Raw genomic sequence first — 17,411 nt, forward strand, 5'->3', positions numbered from 1 at the left:
TCGCTGATCGAGGCTCTCGCCCCGGTCAACGGTGCCAGCGCCGGACCCTGGTCGCGCCCGTCGAAACAACTGGCCTGCTCCCTGGTGCTACGGCGCCGGGCTAGATCCGCGGGCTGATCCACCCGCTGCCGGAGCGCGCGGCCCGGAGCTGCCGGCGAGACGTCACGCCGAGTTTGATGAACACCTTGCGCAGGTGCCACTCAACGGTCCGTGGGCTGAGGAACAGTTCGGCGCCGATCTCGGGATTCGTGCGCCCGACGACGGCAAGACCGGCGATCTGCGCCTCCTGGGCGGTGAGCGCTTCCGCCGACACGGTCCGGGTGCGGACCCGCTGGCCGGTCGCCACGAGTTCACGGCGGGCCCGCTCGGCGAAGGCCGCGATGCCCATCCTGCTGAGCGCCTCGTAGGCATGATTGAGCTGGACGCGGGCGTCGACCCGCCGGTTCTCGCGGCGAAGCCACTCTCCGTAGAGCAGTTGCGTCCGCGCCAGCGCGGCGTGACTCCGTGTCCGCCCGAGCTGGACTGTCGCCTCCAGGTAGTGGTTCTCGGCCTCGCTGCCCTCGCTCAGCAGCGCCTGCGAGCGGGCCGCGATGCCAGCGGCCAGTGGCGTACCGGCGGCGTCGGTCCGGACGAGCAGCTGCTCGAGTGCGTCGGTCGCGAGGTCGGGCCGATCGCAGCGCGCGGCTGCTTCGATCAGCTCGGGCAGTGCCCAGACCGAGGCGAGCAGCTCGTCGTGCGATGTCGCGCTCGAGGCCGCGCTCAACGCCTCGTCGTAATGGCCATTGCCGTTGTGCAACACAGCGCGCGCGTACTCGCTGAACGTGAGCACCACGCCCTCCTCGCGCTTCGTCGCCTCGGCCTCATGGGCCCGCATCAGAGCCGCTGCCGGTGCCTCGTCGCCGCGCCAACCAGCCAGCACGAGCCAGCCGAACAGGATCGCCGGGGTCGCGGTCGCGGCGCAGATCGCATCGGCTTCCTCCAGCGCCGCCTGCGCTGCGTCCAGCTCGCCGCCGAAGATCCGCAAGGTGGACAACGAGTGCAGAGCCAGCGGCAGCACGCTCAGCGCTCCGCTGCTGCGGACGATCTGCACATTGCGCGGCGCGATCGCATGCCAGATCTCGTCGTCGAAGAGATCGGGCGCGACCCGGCGCACCGACCAGGGCCAGCGCACGTCGCGCCCGCCACCACCGTCGTCGTCCCGCACCGCCCGCAGTGCTCGCTTCAGCGGTACGGCGCCGGCGGCGTAGCCGTCGGTGAAGCGAACGGCCAACCCGTCGAGCAACAGATCCACGGCGCGCGGAGTCCCCGTTGCGGGCGGAGCCAGCCGAGCCGCTTCAGCAGCAACCTTCAGTACGCCGTCGCCGAACCGGCCGGCGATGCTCGCCGCGCGCAGCGCCTCCGCGTAGGTTTCCCGGGCGAGCTCGGGGTCGAGCGGCTCCAGGCGCTTGGCCGCGTCGAGCAAGAGCGGAACGGCACTGATGCCGCGGCGCAGATCGAGGGCGACCTGGCCGTACAGGCGTTGCAGCATGGCGGCGTCGAACGCGTCGAGCGGACCGGCAGCGGCGATCGCGAGCAGCGACATGGCAGGCTCCGGCGCTCCGGACAGTTGCTTCGCCCGCGCTGCCGCGAGGGCTCGCCGCGCTCGTCGGCCGGGCTCGGGCGTCAGCCTGGCGGCGTACTCGAGAAAGGCGGCCGCGGCGGCGAGTCCGCCGCGTGCCTGTGCTCGTCCAGCGGACCGCTCGAGCTCGGCGGCGACGTCCTCGTCGGCCACGAGCGTTCCGTGGGCGCGGTGCCACGCCCGCCGGTCGGGATCGGCGGTGGCATCGGTGGCCGAGGCCAGCGCCCGGTGCGCGCCGCGCCGTTCCTCCGCGGACGCCGTCCGGTAGACGGCCGAGCGCAGCAGCGAATGCCGAAAGGCCGTCCGCGCGCCGATCTCGATCAAGCCCTCGGCCTCCGCCGGGTTCATCGCGGTGAGTGGGATGCCGAGTTCGGTCGCCGCGCGGACGAGCAGCGTGGGGTCGCCTGTCGGTTCGGCCGCCGCGAGCAGCAAGAACTGCCGGGTGGCTGCGGGCAACCGGCCGACCCGCGCACCGAATCCGCGCTCCAGCCGGCCGGCCACGGTGGGCCCGCTCGGCAGGCCGAACCCGCCGGCGAGGTTCGGCGACTCGAGCAGTGCCAGCGGGTTGCCGCGCGACTCGTCGAGGATGCGGTCACGGACACGCTCGTCGAGGGGTCCGGTGATCACCGAGGCGAGCACCTCCCGCGCCGGCGTGTCCGCCAGCCCCGGCAGCAGCAACGCCGGGAGCTGAGCCAGCTCGTCGAGGTCGGCCGTGTCGCGCTCGGAGAACAGCAGCACGACCGACTCGGCCTTCAGGCGCCGTGCCACGAACGCGAGAACCTGCACCGACGAGTCGTCGAGCCACTGGACGTCGTCGACGAGACACAGCAGCGGCGCCTTCTCCGCGACGTTCGACAGCAAGGTGAGCACCGCGAGTCCGACGAGGAACCGGTCAGGCCGGTCTCCGGCGCTCAGGCCGAATGCTGTGGACAGGGCGTGGTGCTGCGGCGCGGGAAGCCGATCGGCGCCGGTCAGCAGCGAGGCACACAGCTGCTGGAGGCCGGCGTACGGGAGCTCCATCTCGGACTCCACGCCGGCCGCGCGGACGATCTTCCAGCCCTCGGCCTGCGCGCCGGCGTACTCGATCAGGGCGGTCTTGCCCACTCCGGGTTCGCCTCGGACCACCAGCACAGCGCTTCGGCCCGCTCGGCCCTCGGCGAGCAGGTGATCCAACCGGGCACACTCCTCGCCGCGCCCGCGCAGCAAACTAGCCGCCCGAAATCATCGCGACGATCCGCACTTCGTCGGCGTCCACCAGCGGACACGCGAGTCCACCGCGCTCGCGCGCGTCGGTCCCGCCGACGTACACGTTGAGGTAGCGGTTGATGTCTCCCGCGTCGTCGAGGATGAGGTCGGCGACCGGCAGCGCCCGCAGCGCCTGGCCGACGGTCGCGGCGTCCAGCTCGAAGCGCCGCTGTCCCCCGGCCTGCGCGCCGAGCAGGCTGGGCAGGACTACGACGGCCATGGGACGACCTCCACGGACAGAATCGGGGGAAGATGCCGGACGGCCTCGACCCACTGGTTGTCGCCGGTGAGCGCGAAGACAGAACCACTCTGCGTGCCGAAGTAGTACGACTCGGCGTCGGAGGCCGAGGCCTCGCGAAGCACCGCCGTCCAGGCCGCGGCCGGCAGGCCGTCGGAGAACAGCGACCAGGACCGGCCCGCGTCGTCGGTGCGGTAGACGCCCAGCCTGGCGTCCGAGGTGGAGTGGTACTCGTAGCCCTTCTCCGGGATCACCAGCGCCACGTCCGGGTCGGCGGGATCCAGCATGATCGGGAAGCCGAACACGCTCGGCAAGCCGTTGCCGTCGACCCGCTCCCACGACTCCGCGCTGTCGTCTGAGCGGTAGACGCCACAGTGGCTCTGCTGCCACAACCGCTCGGGCCGACTCGGGTGCACGAGCAGTTTGTGCACGCACTGCCCGACCTCGGGATAGAGCTCGGCCAGCATGTCGATCTCGACGTTCTTGTTCAGCGGCATCCAACTGGCGCCGCCGTCGTCGGTCCGGAACGTGCCGGCGGCGGAGATGGCGACGTACATCCGGTCGGGGTCGCCCGGGTCGAGCTGAATGGAGTGGCAACACATCCCGCCAGCACCCGGAGCCCACTGGTCGCGCGTCGGGTGGTTGAGGAGGCCTTCGTTGGCCCGCCAGCTGTGTCCACCGTCCAGTGAGGTCAGCAGCACCCCGGGGTCTCCGCCGAGATAGAGCGTCTCCGGCTCCTCGGGACGGCCTGGTTCGATGTGCCACACCGCGTTGAGCGTCAACTTCGATGTCGCCGGCAAGGGGATCAGCGTCGAGCGATGCCATTCCTGGCCGCCGTCGATGGATCGCTGGACGGTGGGGCCGTAGACGATGTGGTTCGCCGCCGCGTAGCAGGTGCCGTCGCGTGGGTCGACGGTCGCGTGGTACACCGCCCACCCTTCGAGCAGCGGACCGGCGATTCGCCACTCGCGGCGCTGGTGATCTCCGGCGAGCAGGAACAGACCCTTCCGGGTTCCGACCAACACCCGGACGCCTGCTGTGCCGCAGTCGCTCAGGTTCCGTTCGAGGTCTTGCCTGGTCATCGCAGCACCGCCCTGGCTCAGGCTAGGCCGCTGGTGAGGTCCTGACAAGGACAACGACTACGGACTCGGCCGCCCGGTCACGCGGTTTCGGGGGTGCGCTTCTTGTCGAGGCGTTCGCGGTTCGGCCATCGGACGTCGTACGCCCAGCCGAAGCGTTCGAACCATTTGATCAGCCGGGCGTTGATGTCGACCTGGCCTTTCAGGACGCCGTGCCGCGCGCAGGTGGGGTCGGCGTGGTGCAGGTTGTGCCACGACTCGCCCTGGCTCAAGATCGCCAGCCACCACACGTTTCCGGCCCGGTCGCGGGACGCGAACGGTTTGCCACCGGTGACATGACAGATCGAGTTGATCGAGAACGTCACGTGGTGCATCAGGGCGATCCGGACCAGCGTGCCCCAGAAGAACCCGGTGGCGGCACCGTGCCACGACCGGTCCCACAGGCCACCGATCACCGCGGGCGCGAGCAACGAGATCGCCGCCCAGACCCGGAACTGCCGCGAGATCGCCGCCACGTCGCGGTCCTTCAGCAGGTCCGGTGCGTAGTGCTTCGGATCGGCGCGGTCCTTGCCCCACAGCACCCAGCCGACATGGGCGAAAACGAAGCCTTTGGTCACCGCCCAGGCGTTGGTGCCGTAACGCCACGGCGAATGCGGGTCGCCGTCCCGGTCGGAGAACTTGTGGTGCTTGCGGTGGTCGGCGACCCAGCGGATCACCGGTCCTTCGAGCGCCATACTGCCGGCGACGGCCAGGGCCACCTTCAGCCCGCGCTTGGGCTTGAAGGAGCCGTGCGTGAAGCCGCGGTGATAGCCGACGCCGATCCCGGTGGTGGTGAGCACGTAGAACACGACCAGTAGCACGACGTCACGCCAGCCGATCCACCCGCCCCACGCGACGTAGATCCCGGGCAGCAGCGCGAGCGTGGGCACGACGATGAAAACCCAGATCAACCCGCGCTCGAGCCTGCCGCCGGTGGCTTGGAACTCCTCCGGCGGCGCTTCGTCGATCTCTGGTGCTGATGTCACTGTCCACTCCCGGGATGCTGGCGGCGGTACTCAATAGGTGCCCCAGCGCCCGCGGGTTTACTCGCACCGGCTCACTCGGCCGCCGTGCGACGTTCCCTCGTACGGGGGAAAGACATCACTCGTGCGAGGGAAGCGATCGGCGACCGGGGCAACAACACTGGAGGGCGTGACAAGTTCGACAGGCCGCGCCGCCGGCTATCTCACCGTGGCCGCGATGGTGCCGTACCTCTCGCTCAAGACCGCCTGGCTTCTGGGCGGCGACCTCGGTGTCGTCCAACCCGGACTGATGCGGACCGCGCCGTTTGTCGTGGGCAACCTGATCACCGCCGTGATGGAGGTGGTCGGCGCGGTGCTCGCGGTGGCTCTGGTTCACCGGTGGGGACGACGGCTGCCAGCGTGGCTGGTGCTGTTCCCGCTGTGGGTGGCCGGAGGGCTGCTCGCGCCGGTGACGCTCGCGGCGCCCTTCGGCTTCCTCGCCGGGAACAGTTCGGCGGCTGACAACCCCATCGACGGTCTGGAGGGCTGGGTGTACGGCGTCGTCTACGCGGGATTCAGCCTGCAGGCCGCCGGGCTGGCGGTCGCGTTCTTCCTGCATGTCCGGGCCCGCTGGGAACACGTCTTCCGCGCCCGCCTCGACGCCACGCAGTCACCGAGCAAACTCCAGGTGCGACTGATCGCTGCCCTTGGTGTGCTGGTCGTGCTGGTTGTTGCTGCCCGCCTGTTCTGGGCCTTCGGCGGACCGACCGGGCTGGCCAGCGAGGTGGGCCCTGGCCGGAGCACTGCTCAGCGGGCGTTGGACTTCTCCTCCGCAAGCTTGGCGCTCGCAGGACTGCTCGGACTGATCGTCCTCGTCCACCACCGGCCACGATCGGCCCGGGTCTGGGTGCCACTGACGGCCGCTGGGCTCGGCACCGGCGCGATGTCCTGCTCCGGCGGCTACCAACTCACCCTCGTACTCGCCCCCGGTACGCCGTTCGACGCGGCCGGTGGTGCATGGTTCGGCTCGATCATCGCCGCCCAGGTGGTGGCCGGCCTCCTGGGCGCGATGATCCTGTGCACAGCTCGTGATCAGCTGGTGGTCAGGACGAAGTTCGCCGACACCTGCCAGCTGAGCGGGCGACCGCCGTACGAGAACGCTGGGACCAGGTAGCGGTAGGCGAAGCGCCCGCGCTGCGTGGCGGTGAAGGTGTACGTGCCGACGCCGTTGCTGGTCGAGACCCATTTCAGATCGCGCCAGGCCTGGCCGTCCCAGCGTTGCAGCGTGGTCCGGACGTTCGCGGGCGGTGCGAGCGTCACCCGGGTCGTCACGCTCTGGCCGTACGTCACGGTGGAGTCCGTGAAGCTGCCGCGGACACCTGGCCGGGTCAGCGTCGTCGAGGCGCCGCTGATCACGCCGAGCCCCAGGCTTCCGCTGACGAAGTGGTCCGGTACGGCGACCCGGTACTGCCGCGTCCCCCACGCGACCGGCGCGAACCGGAAGGTGCCCGTGGCCGTGCTCTGGACGACGCCCACGACGTACCAGGGCGAGGCCGCGTCGGCTCGCGCGTGCAGCACGACCGGCCGAGACGGTTCGGCGACGTCCTCCGCCCAGCAAAGACCGGGACCACACAGGCGGGTGGACCGCTGGAGCTGCCCGGTGATCACCGTCGGCTGTCCGTACGTCGTCGCGGCCGGGACTGCCAGGCTGCCGAACCGTTCGGTGTCGACGTCGACGGCCGCCTCGGCGTACGAGTCGGACCACTCGTTGTAGTCACGCACGCTGACGGCGATCGGCGCCGCTTGCGCCGGCGTGAACGTGGCCGACGTCGCGGTTCCCGCGTCGACCATCAAATCCCAGACGACGACCTTCGTCAGACTCGCGTACACCTGGAACCGGTGTGGTCCTGGCGGCAGGTCGAGCGGATCACCAGGATTGGGATCCACCGGATCGGCACCGGCGTGCCACTTCGCCGTGAACTGGTTGCCCGCGGCCGCGGTCAGCGAGTCGACCACCGGAGTGCCTCGCAGCAAGGTGTCGAAGGCAACCGACACACCAGCCGGACTCGTCGATTCGTTGCCCCCGGCATACACCGCGATCCGGACCACGGAGGCCGTTTCGAACTGCGAGACCTCCAGATCCACTTGGTTGCCCGCGGCAGCGGTCACCGGGGTCAGCCAACCGAGCCCTCCCGGGTACTGCGGGAATACCCGGTTCGGCACCGAACCGGTCTCGTCCCAGGTCACTCGGACGTGGGTGTGCGCGGTGTTGGCCCACGCCACCTTCACATTGGTCGGCGCCGGGTCGGCCGCGTGAGCCGGACTCACCAGCCCCACCGTCATCAGCAGCCCCAAAGCCGCGGTCACCACACCTGTTCGCACAGGAAACCACCCCACTCTCGCCTGCTTGATGCACGTGGGAGAGCGGAAGTTGCCTGCTCGGGCCGTACTGCTCCGCGGCTCCCGCCGAACTCGTTGAGCCCGCGTCTGCGATCGTGGTGGCTGGCGGCGCCGAACTGTCGGTACCCGCTGATGTCGGCTTGGCTTGGAACAGGGAGTTGATCGTGCAGGACGATGTCGTCGACCCCGGGGCCCACAATCGGGCAGCCTGGGACAAGTTGGTCCAAGAGGGCAACGAGTGGTCGAGGCCCGTGAGTGCTGAGGATGTCGAGCGCGCCCGCAGGGGCGACTGGTCGATCGTGCTCATCGGGCATGAGCCGGTCGACCGCTCCTGGCTGCCGACGGACCTGACTGGCAAGCACGTGCTGTGCCTGGCCTCCGGCGGTGGTCAGCAGGGTCCGATCCTCGCCGCCGCAGGGGCGCGGGTCACCGTGTTCGACAACTCGCCCCGCCAGCTCGGCCAGGACCAACTGGTGGCGGCCCGCGACGGACTCGACCTGCACACGGTCCTGGGTGACATGCGCGACCTCAGCGCCTTCGGCGACGCGGCGTTCGACGTTGTGTTCCACCCGGTCTCGAACTTGTTCGTACCCGACGTGGCACCGGTGTGGCGTGAATGCTTCCGCGTCCTGCGACCGGGCGGAACGCTGCTCGCGGGCTTCCTCAACCCTGACGTGTACTTGTTCGACCACGAGGCGCTCGACGAGCGCGGCGAGCTGGTCGTCGTGCACAAGCTGCCCTACAGCGATGTCACGCAGTACTCCGCCGAGCAACGCGCCACGAAGTTCGGCGCGGACGCCCCGCTGGAATACAGTCACACCCTCACCGACCAGATCGGCGGGCAACTCGCCGCGGGGTTCGTCCTCACCGGCTTCGCGGAAGCCCCGCACCAATCCAACGCGTCCGCCGACTACATGTCGCACTACTTCGCGACGCGGGCGGTCAAACCAGGCTGACCCGGGCGGTGATCAGCTAGCTGGGCAACGTCTCGACGTCGGCCGGTTCCAGGTCGCCGCGATGCCGGACCAAGCGCAGCGGGTGGCGGTAGTGGCCCGCCTGCAAGGCGGCGTCGGCCGCGACTTCGACGACGATCTTGGGCTGCACCTTGACGATCGGCGTCTTGCTGCCCTTGCCCCAGTGCGTGCTGATCTGGTCGGGCCACGGATGCCTGGCTCCGGCCGGCTTCAGCAGGCCCGCGAGCGCGGCGGCTTGATCGGTCTTCAGCTTGACCGTCCGGCCGATCACTTCGAGCTCTTTGCCGCGGTACCGGCCGACGATCAGCACCTCGGGGTGCCGCAACGACCCGGTGACGGCGCCGACGATCGCTTCGACGGTGTCGCGCTGCTTCACCTTCAGCCACTCCCGGCGTCCGGGCAAGTACCGGCTGGAGGCGCCCTTGACGACCAGGCCTTCCACCCCGCTGGCCTTGAACGCGTCCAGCCACTCCTTCGCCTCGTCGACCTCGGCGGTGACCGGCGACAGCTGCAGCGGCGGCGTCCAAGATTCCGCGAGCGATTCGAGCCGGCTGCGACGCGCGGTCCAGCGCAGCGGCCGTACGTCCACGGTGCCGACGGCCAGGATGTCGAAGGCAACGAACGACGCGGGATGCGCGGGCGCGAGCCGGCGCCGTACGGTGGCCGCCGTGTTGGCCATGCGCTGTTGCAAAGCGTCGAAGTCCAGCCGCTCACCGGTCCACACGACCAACTCGCCGTCGAGCACACAGTCCGCATCGATCTGCTCAGCCAGCGCGGCCTGCACGTCGGGAAACTTCGCACTGAGGTCGTTGCCGTTACGCGACCACAACCGAACGTCACCACCCCGACAGACCACGCCGACCCGGTAACCGTCCCACTTCAGCTCGTAACGGCACCCACCCGGCAACGCCCGCTCCCCCGGCAACTGCTCAACCGCCTGGGCAAGCGCCAGCCCCACCGGTCCCAGCAGGTCCCCCGCCAACGTGGCCATGCCGCCAGTGTCGCCACCCGTCGCCGAATGGCGCACCCTGACGCGCGGCTCGGTTCCTGCTCGACTGTGTCTCAACCACAGCCGCGCTTCGGCAGTTCGCGCACTGTGGCCGACACCGTCGGCGCTGAGTGGCGGGACGTATGAGGCGCGGCCCCATGAGGTCCACCGCGAGCAGCCAGCGCTCGCGTCCCTCCTGCGCCGGCCCCGCGCAGCGACCGTACGAGCGCCGTTGGTGACGGCGTGATTCCTGCTCTTGACAGGCTTCAGCCGACGGGCTTAGTTTCTCACTAAATTTAGTGCCGAAGTAAGTCGTGAGGAGCGCCGCGTGGTGAACGCCCAAGGTCCGATTCCGCGCGGTGATCTGGTGCCGTCGGGGGTTGTCGGGCTGCTCGGGACGCAGGGGCCCACGTCGCGGGCGGAGATCGCTCGGGCGTTGGGGCTGAGTCCGGCGACCGTCACGCAGGTGACGAAGGACCTGATCGCGCGGGGGCTGGTCGAGGAGTTGGAGTCGGTGCCTTCCACAGGTGGGCGGCCGGCGCGGTTGATCGGGCTGGTGACGGACGCGGGGGTCGCGTTGGGCGCGAAGGTGACCGCTGACCACGTGGCGGTGGTGACCGTCGAGCTGGACGGGACGGTGCGGTCGTCGAGCTCGCACGACTACGACCCGGCGGCGGACGACGCGATCGCGCGGCTCGGGCAGATCCTGGCCAAGGAGATCGCCGAGCTCGACGATCGGCTGCTCGGCGTTGGGGTCGGCGTACCGGGGGCGGTGGACTCGCAGGCGTCCGGCATCGTCGACGCGCCGACGCTCGGCTGGCAGGCCGCTCCGGTCGGGCCGACGCTGCGCGCTGCGCTCGACACCCCGGTGCTGGTCGACAACGACGTGAACACGCTGGCCGCCGCCGAACGGCTCTACGGGATCGGCCGGGACCACTCGGCGTACCTGGTGGTCACGATCGGGCGTGGCATCGGCTGCGGGATCGTCGTCGACGGCGGCATCTATCGCGGCGCGAACGGCGGCGCCGGGGAGATCGGGCACATCCCGGTCTTCGGGGACGGCGACCTGCCGCCCTGCACCTGCGGTTCGACCGGTTGCCTGGAGGCGTACATCGGGGCCGCGGGCATCGTTCGCGCCGCTCGCGCCCGGAAGGCGATCGGCCCGCGCGGCACGATCTCCACGTTGGTACGGGCCGCGGGCAACGGTGACGTCGCGGCGCGAAAGGTCTTCGAGCAGGCCGGCGCGATGCTCGGCCGCGCGCTCGCCGGGGTGATCCACACGGTCGACCCCGAGGTGGTCGTGCTGATGGGTGAGGGGGTGGACGGGTGGGAGTTCTGGCAGACCGGGTTCGAGCCGTCGTTCCGGCGATCGTTGCTACCGGCCCGCAAAGACGTGCCGGTCGTGGTGGAGCCGTGGACGGAGGACCAGTGGGCCCGCGGGGCCGCGTCGCTGGTGCTCACCTCCCCGTTCGACTCGGCCGGCAACGGCGGCGAGCAGAGCCGCCTGGTCCGGGCGCGGATGGGGACCCGGTGAACGGGGTGACGGTGGAGGCGCCGGCAACTGCCGCTGAACCGGTCCGGGACCTTCCCACCACGCCAACGCGACCACGACGCCGGCCAGGCCGGTGGAAACACCTCGGCTGGGTGCTGTTCTTCCTGCTGCCCAGCGCCATCCCGTTGTTCGTCTTCACGCTGATCCCGATGGTGTCCTCGCTCTGGGTCAGCCTGCACCAGTGGAACCTGATCTCCCCGATGAAGTGGGTCGGCTTCGGCAACTACGCCAACCTGCTCGGCGACGAGATGACCCGCCGGGTCTTCCTGCACACGCTGATCTACGTCGCCGGCTACCTGCCCCTCGTGTACGTCGGCGGACTGGTCCTGGCTCTCGCGCTGAACCAGAAGCTCAAGGGCCGCTCCTTCCTGCGGGCGACGTACTTCCTCCCGGTGGTGACCAGCTGGGTGGTCGTCGCGCTGGTCTGGAAGTGGCTGCTCAACCCCACCAACGGCCTGGTCAACCAGATGCTCGGCGCGATCGGACTGCCCGAGCCAGGCTGGTGGACCGATCCCCAGTGGGCACTGCCCGCGGTGATCCTCTCCTCGGCCTGGAAGGACCTGGGCTTCGTGATGGTCATCCTGCTGGCCGGACTGCAGGCCATCCCCGGCGAGCTCCACGAGGCGGCGATGGTCGACGGCTCCAGCCCCTGGCAGCGCTTCTGGCGGGTCACCCTTCCGCTGCTGTCCCCGTCGACCTTCTTCGTGGTGGTGATCTCGCTGATCAACGGCTTCCAGGTGTTCGACCAGGTCTACGTGATGACCGCGGGCGGCCCGGCCGGGTCCAGCCAGGTGGTCGTCGGGCAGATCTATGACCTGACCTTCCGCTACGGGCGCGCCGGTGAGGCGTCCGCCCTCTCTTGGATCCTGTTCGCGGTCATCCTGGTGATCACCGTCGTCCAGATCCGCGGCCAGCGCCGGTGGGTGCACTATGCGTGACACCCGCTCCATGCCCGCCAGACTCGCCCTGTACGCCGCGGTGCTGGTGGGCGCCGCGATCATGCTCTTCCCGTTCCTGTGGACGGTGATCACCTCGATCACCCCGGAGGGATCACTGGCCGACGGCCCCAAACTCGTCGTCGACGATCCCACCCTCGACGCCTATCGCACCTTGCTCGACGCGATCCCGATGTGGCGGATCATGCTGAACTCGCTCGGCATCGCGATCGCCTCCACCCTGCTGCAACTCGTCACCGGCGCGATGGCGGCGTACGGGTTCGCGCGGTTGCAGTTCCCGTTGAAGAACGTCGTGTTCGGGTTCTACCTGGCCACGCTGATGGTGCCGCTGCAGGTGCTGGTCGTGCCGCTGTTCATCGAGATGAAGACGCTGAACCTGCAAGACACGTACTTCGCGCTGCTCGCCCCGACGATCGCGTCGGCGTTCGGGGTGTTCCTGCTCCGGCAGGCGGTCACCGCCGTACCGCTCGAACTGGACGAGGCCGCCACCATCGACGGCGCCGGGCACCTGCGCATCTTCACCACCATCGTGCTGCCGCTGATCCGGCCCGCGCTGGCGACCGTCGCGGTGTTCGCGTTCATGGGCAGCTGGAACAGCTTCCTGTGGCCGCTGGTGGTGATCAGGTCGCCGGAGTTCATGACGCTCCCGCTCGGCCTGTCCACCCTGCAGGGCCAGTTCACCACCCAGTGGGACGTCGTGATGGCGGGCTCCGTCGTCTCGATCGTGCCGATCGCTGTCGTCTACCTGCTCGCGCAGCGCCACATCATCGCCGGTGTCGCACACACCGGCATCAAGTGAGGGGAAATCATCATGGGTCTACTCAAGTTCGCCGCGGTGGGGGTGACCGCGGCGCTCGCGCTCACGGCCTGCGGCCAGGGATCGGCCACCAAGGAAGCGGCCGCGCCGGAGGGCAAGTCCGTCGTGCGCTACATGAACTTCTCGTCCAACGACGGTCACGAGAAGGACCTGACGGCGATCGTCAACGCCTTCCAGACCGCCAACCCGAACATCACCGTCCAGGTCGAGACAGTCCCGTACGCCGACTACTTCACCAAGCTGCAGACCTCGGTGGCCGGCGGCACCGCGGCCGACGCGTTCGAGCTGAACTACGAGAACTTCGTCACCTACGCCAAGAACGGCTCGCTGGCCGAGCTCAAGGACGTCGACGGCTCGGTCTACAAGAAGTCCCTGTACGACGCGTTTAATGCCGACGGCAAGCAGTACGGCGTACCGGAGTCGTTCTCCAATGTCGTGCTGTTCTACAACAAGGCGCTGTTCAAGAAGGCCGGAGTGGCCGAGCCGACGGCCGAGTGGACCTGGAAGGACGAGCAGGCCGCGGCCGCCAAGCTGACCGACAAGAGCGCAAAGGTCTGGGGCGACTACCAGCCGGTCTCGTACAACGAGTTCTACAAGGTGCTCGCGCAGAACGGCGGTGAGTTCCTGAACGCCGACCGGACCGAGGCGACGTTCAACTCCCCCGCCGGTGTCGAGGCGGCGAAGTTCCTGATCGACAAGGTCGGCACGTCGATGCCGACCGAGGCCGACGGCGCCGGTACGCCGGACTTCGACTCCAAGCTGTTCAAGTCCGGCAAGCTGGCGATGTGGCACACCGGCATCTGGATGTTCTCCGCGATGGCCGACGCGCCGTTCGAGTGGGACGTCGTGGTCGAGCCGGGCAACACCAAGAAGGCCTCGGCGATGTTCGTCAACGGCCTGGTCGTGTCGGCGGCGTCGAAGAACGCCGAGGCCGCGCAGAAGTGGATCACGTTCTTGGCCTCGTCCGACGAGACCACCAAGACCCGGCTCGCGACGTCGTGGGAGCTGCCGCCCGTCGCTGACGAGGCCAAGCTCGCGCCGTACCTGCAGCAGCCGAAGCCGGCCAACCGCGAGGCCGTGTTCACCGCGCTCGAGGAGACCGTGCTGCCGCCGGTGATCGAGCGTCAGCAGGAGATGCAGGACCTGGTCACCCAGGAACTCACCTCCGCCGCGGCCGGCCGCAAGCCGGTCGAGAAGGCGCTGGCCGACGCCCAGACCAAGGTCAACGGCCTGCTGAAGAAGTGAAGGACGCGATGATCCCCACCTCCGCCCCCAACCTGAGCGAGCTCTCCCGGCTGCGCGAGCTCGCCAGGCACAGCCACACCGTGATCACCGAGCACCAGGACCCGGGTGGCGCGTATCCCGCCGCGCCGACGTTCTCGGCGTACCGGGGATACGCGTGGCTGCGGGACGGCTCGTTCACGGCCGAGGGCATCTCCCGGTACGGCGACGCCGCCTCGGCGGGGCGGTTCCACGACTGGGTGGACGGCGTACTGCGTCGTCGCCGCGCGCAGGTCGACAACCTGCGCGCGGCGCTGGCCCGCGGCGAGACACCGTCGAGCGACGCGATGCTGCCGACCAGGTTCACCTTCGACGGTGAGAACGGCTCGGACCCGTGGTGGGACTTCCAGACCGACGGGTACGGGATGTGGCTGTGGTCCGTCGTCACCCATGCCGCACGGCACGGGCTTGATCTAGCCCGGTGGCAGGCGGGGATCGACGTGGCGGTGGACTACCTGGTCGCCTTCTGGGACCGGCCCTGCTACGACTGGTGGGAGGAACACGTCGAGCAGCGGCACGTGTCGACGCTCGGCGCCATCTACGGTGGGCTGGTCGCTGTCGCTCCGCACACGGCGACGCCGGTGCTGGAGGTCGCCGAACGGATTCGGACGCTGGTCGAGACCGAGGGCGTGCACGACGGTCACCTGGCCAAGTGGCTGGGCAGTTCGGCCGTCGACGGATCGTTGCCGTCGTGCGTCGTCCCGTTCGGACTGGTTGCCCCCGGCTCCCAACTGGCGAGCAGCACCCTGGCGGCCGTCGCGCACCAGCTCGACGTGGACGGCGGCGTGCATCGCTTCAGCGCCGACGTGTTCTACGGCGGCGGGCAGTGGATCCTGCTGTCCGCGCTGCTCGGCTGGAACCTGGCCGCGGCCGGCGACACCGCCGGCGCGTGGCGGCATCTTCGCTGGATCGCCGACCAGGCCGACGAAAACGGCGACCTGCCCGAGCAGGTCGCCCATCGATTGCTTCACCCCGACTCGCGCGACGAATGGGTCGCCCGCTGGGGAACCGTGGCGAGCCCGCTGCTCTGGTCCCACGGCATGTACCTGATCCTCGCCGACGAACTCGGCATCACCGACAAGGACGCCTGATGCTCACGCACCGACCGCACGGCATCGAACACCCGTACGCCGCTTCGCCCGACCAGCGCGTCCCCGTGCTCCCGCTGACCGGCCAGTCCGTTCGGCTCGGCGTCGTCGCGCCCGACGCGGACCAGGTGGTGTGCGAGTGGGGCTCGGTGGAGTTGCCGATGGAGCGAGCCGTCACGGCAGCCGCGGACGCTGCCGCGCTGGCCGGCGGCGACGGGCATCTGAGCGAGGCCCAAGCCAAGTCCCTCGGCGCCGACGGTGCGTGGTCGGTGACCACTCCCCCGGTGCTGGAGCCGGTGAAGTACCGATTCCATTCCGGCACCGAGGTCACCGAGTGGTTCGAGGTCTCCCCTGCTGAGTGGGTGTCGTCCGGCGGGGAGATTCGTGGTGGCGAAGGGCGGGTTGGCAACGTCGAGTGGTTGACCTCGGCGGAGGGCGTGCACCGCGCTCGGTTCTCGTTCGAACTCGGACCCGACGACCACCTGGTCGGGTTCGGCGAACGATACGACGTACTGGATCAGCGCGGGCGCGACCTGGACGCCGTCGTGTTCGAGCAGTACAAGTCGCAGGGAGTGCACGGGCGCACCTACCTGCCGATGCCGTTCGCGCATGTGGTGGACGGGTCGGGCAACGGTTGGGGCTTCCACATCCGGACCTCGCGGCGTACGTGGTACTCCTCGGACGAGACGAAGCTGACGATCGAAGTGGCTCTGGGCAACGAGCCGGTGGTTGACCTGGGCATCTACGAGGGTTCGCCGACCGAGGTGCTCAAGGCCTTCCTGGACGAGGTGGGCCGGGCCGAGCAGCTGCCCTCGTGGGTGTTCCGGCTGTGGGCCTCGGGCAACGAGTGGAACACCCAGGAGCTGGTCATCGCCCGGATGGACGCGCACCGGGACCTGTCGATCCCGGTCGGCGTCGTGGTGATCGAGGCCTGGAGCGACGAGGAGGGCATCACCATCTGGCGGGACGCGGGCTACAAGGTGACCGCCGACGGCAGCGCGCACGCGGCGAGCGACTTCAGCTATCCCCCGGACGGCGCGTGGCCGGACCCGAAGGCGATGATCGACGACCTGCACGCGCGAGGGATCAAGGTGATCCTGTGGCAGATTCCGCTGCAGAAGACCGAGTTCACCACCGGCCAGGTGGCGGCCGACGCCGAGGCGATGGTGCGTGAGGGTCACGCCGTGCTGGAGGCCGACGGTACGGCGTACCGAAACCGTGGCTGGTGGTTCCCGCAGGCGTTGATGCCCGACCTGTCGGTGCAGCGCACCCGCGACTGGTGGACGGCGAAGCGGCGCTATCTGGTCGAGGACCTGGACGTCGACGGCTTCAAGACCGACGGCGGCGAGCACGCATGGGGTCACGATCTCGTCTACGCCGACGGCAAGCTCGGTGACGAGGGCAACAACCTGTACCCGGTGCACTACGCCCGGACGTTCGGCGACCTGCTCCGCTCGGCCGGCAAGGCGCCGGTCACCTTCTCGCGCTCGGGCTTCACCGGTTCGCAGGCGCACGGCATCTACTGGGCCGGCGACGAGGACTCCACCTGGGAGGCGTTCCGCTCGTCCGTGACCGCGGGCCTGACCGCCGCCTCGTGTGGGATCGTCTACTGGGGCTGGGATCTGGCCGGGTTCTCCGGGCCGGTGCCCGACGCCGAGCTCTACCTACGCGCAGCAGCGGCCTCGGTCTTCATGCCGATCATGCAGTACCACTCCGAGTTCAACCACCACCAGCTCCCGCTGCGCGACCGCACTCCCTGGCACGTCGCGGAGCTGACCGGCGACGACCGGGTCGTCCCCCTCTTCCGCTCGTACGCCGAACTCCGCGAACGCCTGGTCCCGTACTTGACCGAGCAGACCGCCCGGACCATCAGCACCGACCGCCCACTGATGCGCCCGCTCTTCTTCGACCACGCCGACGATCCCGAGGTGTGGAACCACCCACACCAGTACCTGCTCGGCGACGACCTGCTGGTCAACCCGGTGCTGGAGCCGGGCGCGACGCACTGGACGACGTACCTCCCCGCCGGCGACTGGATCGACGTCTGGACGGGCGAACCGGTCGGCGACGGGCAGGTCACCCGCGAGGTGCCGCTGACCGTCGTACCGGTGTACGCGAAGACCACCAGCTGGCACCGGCTCGCGCCGATCTTCGACCAGACTCCTGGCTGATCC

At 69.5% G+C, this 17,411-nt stretch carries 14 protein-coding genes; 8 read left to right on the forward strand and 6 right to left on the reverse strand.

Annotated features, from left to right (window positions below):
- Positions 1 to 100 precede the first annotated feature (100 nt).
- The 4 genes from ACQPXM_RS23420 to ACQPXM_RS23435 all read right to left on the reverse strand — a co-directional run bounded on the left by ACQPXM_RS23420 (position 101) and on the right by ACQPXM_RS23435 (position 5,205).
- The gene (locus tag ACQPXM_RS23420) at positions 101 to 2,791 is read right to left on the reverse strand and encodes an AAA family ATPase (protein WP_432936636.1); all 2,691 of its coding nucleotides are present in this window, start codon (positions 2,789 to 2,791) and stop codon (positions 101 to 103) included.
- Between the two features lie 34 nt (positions 2,792 to 2,825).
- A complete protein-coding gene (locus ACQPXM_RS23425) occupies positions 2,826 to 3,083 on the reverse strand; it encodes a hypothetical protein (RefSeq protein WP_432936638.1) in 258 nt (85 codons plus the stop codon).
- Complete coding sequence (locus ACQPXM_RS23430; RefSeq protein ID WP_432936641.1) at positions 3,071 to 4,183, reverse strand: WD40/YVTN/BNR-like repeat-containing protein; 1,113 nt, start codon at positions 4,181 to 4,183, stop codon at positions 3,071 to 3,073. Before ACQPXM_RS23430 ends, ACQPXM_RS23425 begins: the two co-directional genes overlap by 13 nt.
- A 77-nt stretch (positions 4,184 to 4,260) precedes the next feature.
- Complete coding sequence (locus ACQPXM_RS23435) at positions 4,261 to 5,205, reverse strand: acyl-CoA desaturase (protein WP_432936642.1); 945 nt, start codon at positions 5,203 to 5,205, stop codon at positions 4,261 to 4,263.
- 166 nt (positions 5,206 to 5,371) lie between these two features.
- Between ACQPXM_RS23435 and ACQPXM_RS23440 the strand changes: the two genes are divergently transcribed.
- Positions 5,372 to 6,355: a hypothetical protein gene (locus tag ACQPXM_RS23440; protein WP_432936644.1), complete on the forward strand. Its 984-nt coding sequence runs from the start codon at positions 5,372 to 5,374 to the stop codon at positions 6,353 to 6,355.
- Here the strand turns inward: ACQPXM_RS23440 and ACQPXM_RS23445 are convergent.
- The gene (locus ACQPXM_RS23445) at positions 6,274 to 7,548 is read right to left on the reverse strand and encodes a hypothetical protein (RefSeq protein ID WP_432936646.1); all 1,275 of its coding nucleotides are present in this window, start codon (positions 7,546 to 7,548) and stop codon (positions 6,274 to 6,276) included. The two genes, ACQPXM_RS23440 and ACQPXM_RS23445, sit on opposite strands and share 82 nt — an antisense overlap.
- A 284-nt stretch (positions 7,549 to 7,832) precedes the next feature.
- Here ACQPXM_RS23445 and ACQPXM_RS23450 point away from each other — a divergent pair, with 284 nt between their 5' ends.
- Positions 7,833 to 8,537, forward strand: coding sequence for a class I SAM-dependent methyltransferase (locus tag ACQPXM_RS23450; RefSeq protein WP_432936649.1), 705 nt, complete (start codon positions 7,833 to 7,835; stop codon positions 8,535 to 8,537).
- A 16-nt stretch (positions 8,538 to 8,553) separates the two neighbouring features.
- Here ACQPXM_RS23450 and ACQPXM_RS23455 read toward each other — a convergent pair whose 3' ends face one another.
- Positions 8,554 to 9,546 carry an ATP-dependent DNA ligase gene (locus tag ACQPXM_RS23455; RefSeq protein ID WP_432936651.1) on the reverse strand — a complete coding sequence of 331 codons (993 nt, stop codon included), beginning with the start codon at positions 9,544 to 9,546 and terminating at the stop codon, positions 8,554 to 8,556.
- Between the two features lie 325 nt (positions 9,547 to 9,871).
- Here ACQPXM_RS23455 and ACQPXM_RS23460 point away from each other — a divergent pair, with 325 nt between their 5' ends.
- From ACQPXM_RS23460 to ACQPXM_RS23485, 6 genes are all read left to right on the forward strand, one after another.
- Entirely contained in the window at positions 9,872 to 11,077 is a 1,206-nt protein-coding gene (locus ACQPXM_RS23460; protein ID WP_432936653.1) for an ROK family protein, read from the forward strand.
- 110 nt (positions 11,078 to 11,187) lie between these two features.
- Positions 11,188 to 12,033, forward strand: coding sequence for a carbohydrate ABC transporter permease (locus tag ACQPXM_RS23465; RefSeq protein WP_432936656.1), 846 nt, complete (start codon positions 11,188 to 11,190; stop codon positions 12,031 to 12,033).
- 10 nt (positions 12,034 to 12,043) lie between these two features.
- Positions 12,044 to 12,850 (forward strand): carbohydrate ABC transporter permease, encoded by an 807-nt coding sequence (locus tag ACQPXM_RS23470; protein WP_432936658.1) that lies wholly within the window; start codon positions 12,044 to 12,046, stop codon positions 12,848 to 12,850.
- 12 nt (positions 12,851 to 12,862) lie between these two features.
- Positions 12,863 to 14,113, forward strand: a complete 1,251-nt coding sequence (locus ACQPXM_RS23475; protein ID WP_432936661.1) for an ABC transporter substrate-binding protein — start codon at positions 12,863 to 12,865, stop codon at positions 14,111 to 14,113.
- An 8-nt stretch (positions 14,114 to 14,121) separates the two neighbouring features.
- Positions 14,122 to 15,240, forward strand: a complete 1,119-nt coding sequence (locus tag ACQPXM_RS23480; RefSeq protein WP_432936663.1) for a glycoside hydrolase family 15 protein — start codon at positions 14,122 to 14,124, stop codon at positions 15,238 to 15,240.
- Positions 15,240 to 17,408: a TIM-barrel domain-containing protein gene (locus tag ACQPXM_RS23485; RefSeq protein WP_432936665.1), complete on the forward strand. Its 2,169-nt coding sequence runs from the start codon at positions 15,240 to 15,242 to the stop codon at positions 17,406 to 17,408. The genes ACQPXM_RS23480 and ACQPXM_RS23485 overlap by 1 nt, the downstream gene beginning before the upstream one ends.
- The last annotated feature ends 3 nt before the right edge of the window (positions 17,409 to 17,411 follow it).

The sequence above is a fragment of the Kribbella sp. CA-253562 genome (assembly GCF_050942265.1).
Lineage (GTDB): Bacteria > Actinomycetota > Actinomycetes > Propionibacteriales > Kribbellaceae > Kribbella.

Excerpts from the sequence above, each read along its gene's own strand:
- ACQPXM_RS23425 (WP_432936638.1), bottom strand. The coding sequence starts at position 3,083 with ATGGCCGTCGTAGTCCTGCCCAGCCTGCTCGGCGCGCAGGCCGGGGGA.
- ACQPXM_RS23430 (WP_432936641.1), bottom strand. The coding sequence starts at position 4,183 with ATGACCAGGCAAGACCTCGAACGGAACCTGAGCGACTGCGGCACAGCA.
- ACQPXM_RS23455 (WP_432936651.1), bottom strand. The coding sequence starts at position 9,546 with ATGGCCACGTTGGCGGGGGACCTGCTGGGACCGGTGGGGCTGGCGCTT.
- ACQPXM_RS23470 (WP_432936658.1), top strand. The coding sequence starts at position 12,044 with ATGCCCGCCAGACTCGCCCTGTACGCCGCGGTGCTGGTGGGCGCCGCG.
- ACQPXM_RS23475 (WP_432936661.1), top strand. The coding sequence starts at position 12,863 with ATGGGTCTACTCAAGTTCGCCGCGGTGGGGGTGACCGCGGCGCTCGCG.
- ACQPXM_RS23480 (WP_432936663.1), top strand. The coding sequence starts at position 14,122 with ATGATCCCCACCTCCGCCCCCAACCTGAGCGAGCTCTCCCGGCTGCGC.
- ACQPXM_RS23485 (WP_432936665.1), top strand. The coding sequence starts at position 15,240 with ATGCTCACGCACCGACCGCACGGCATCGAACACCCGTACGCCGCTTCG.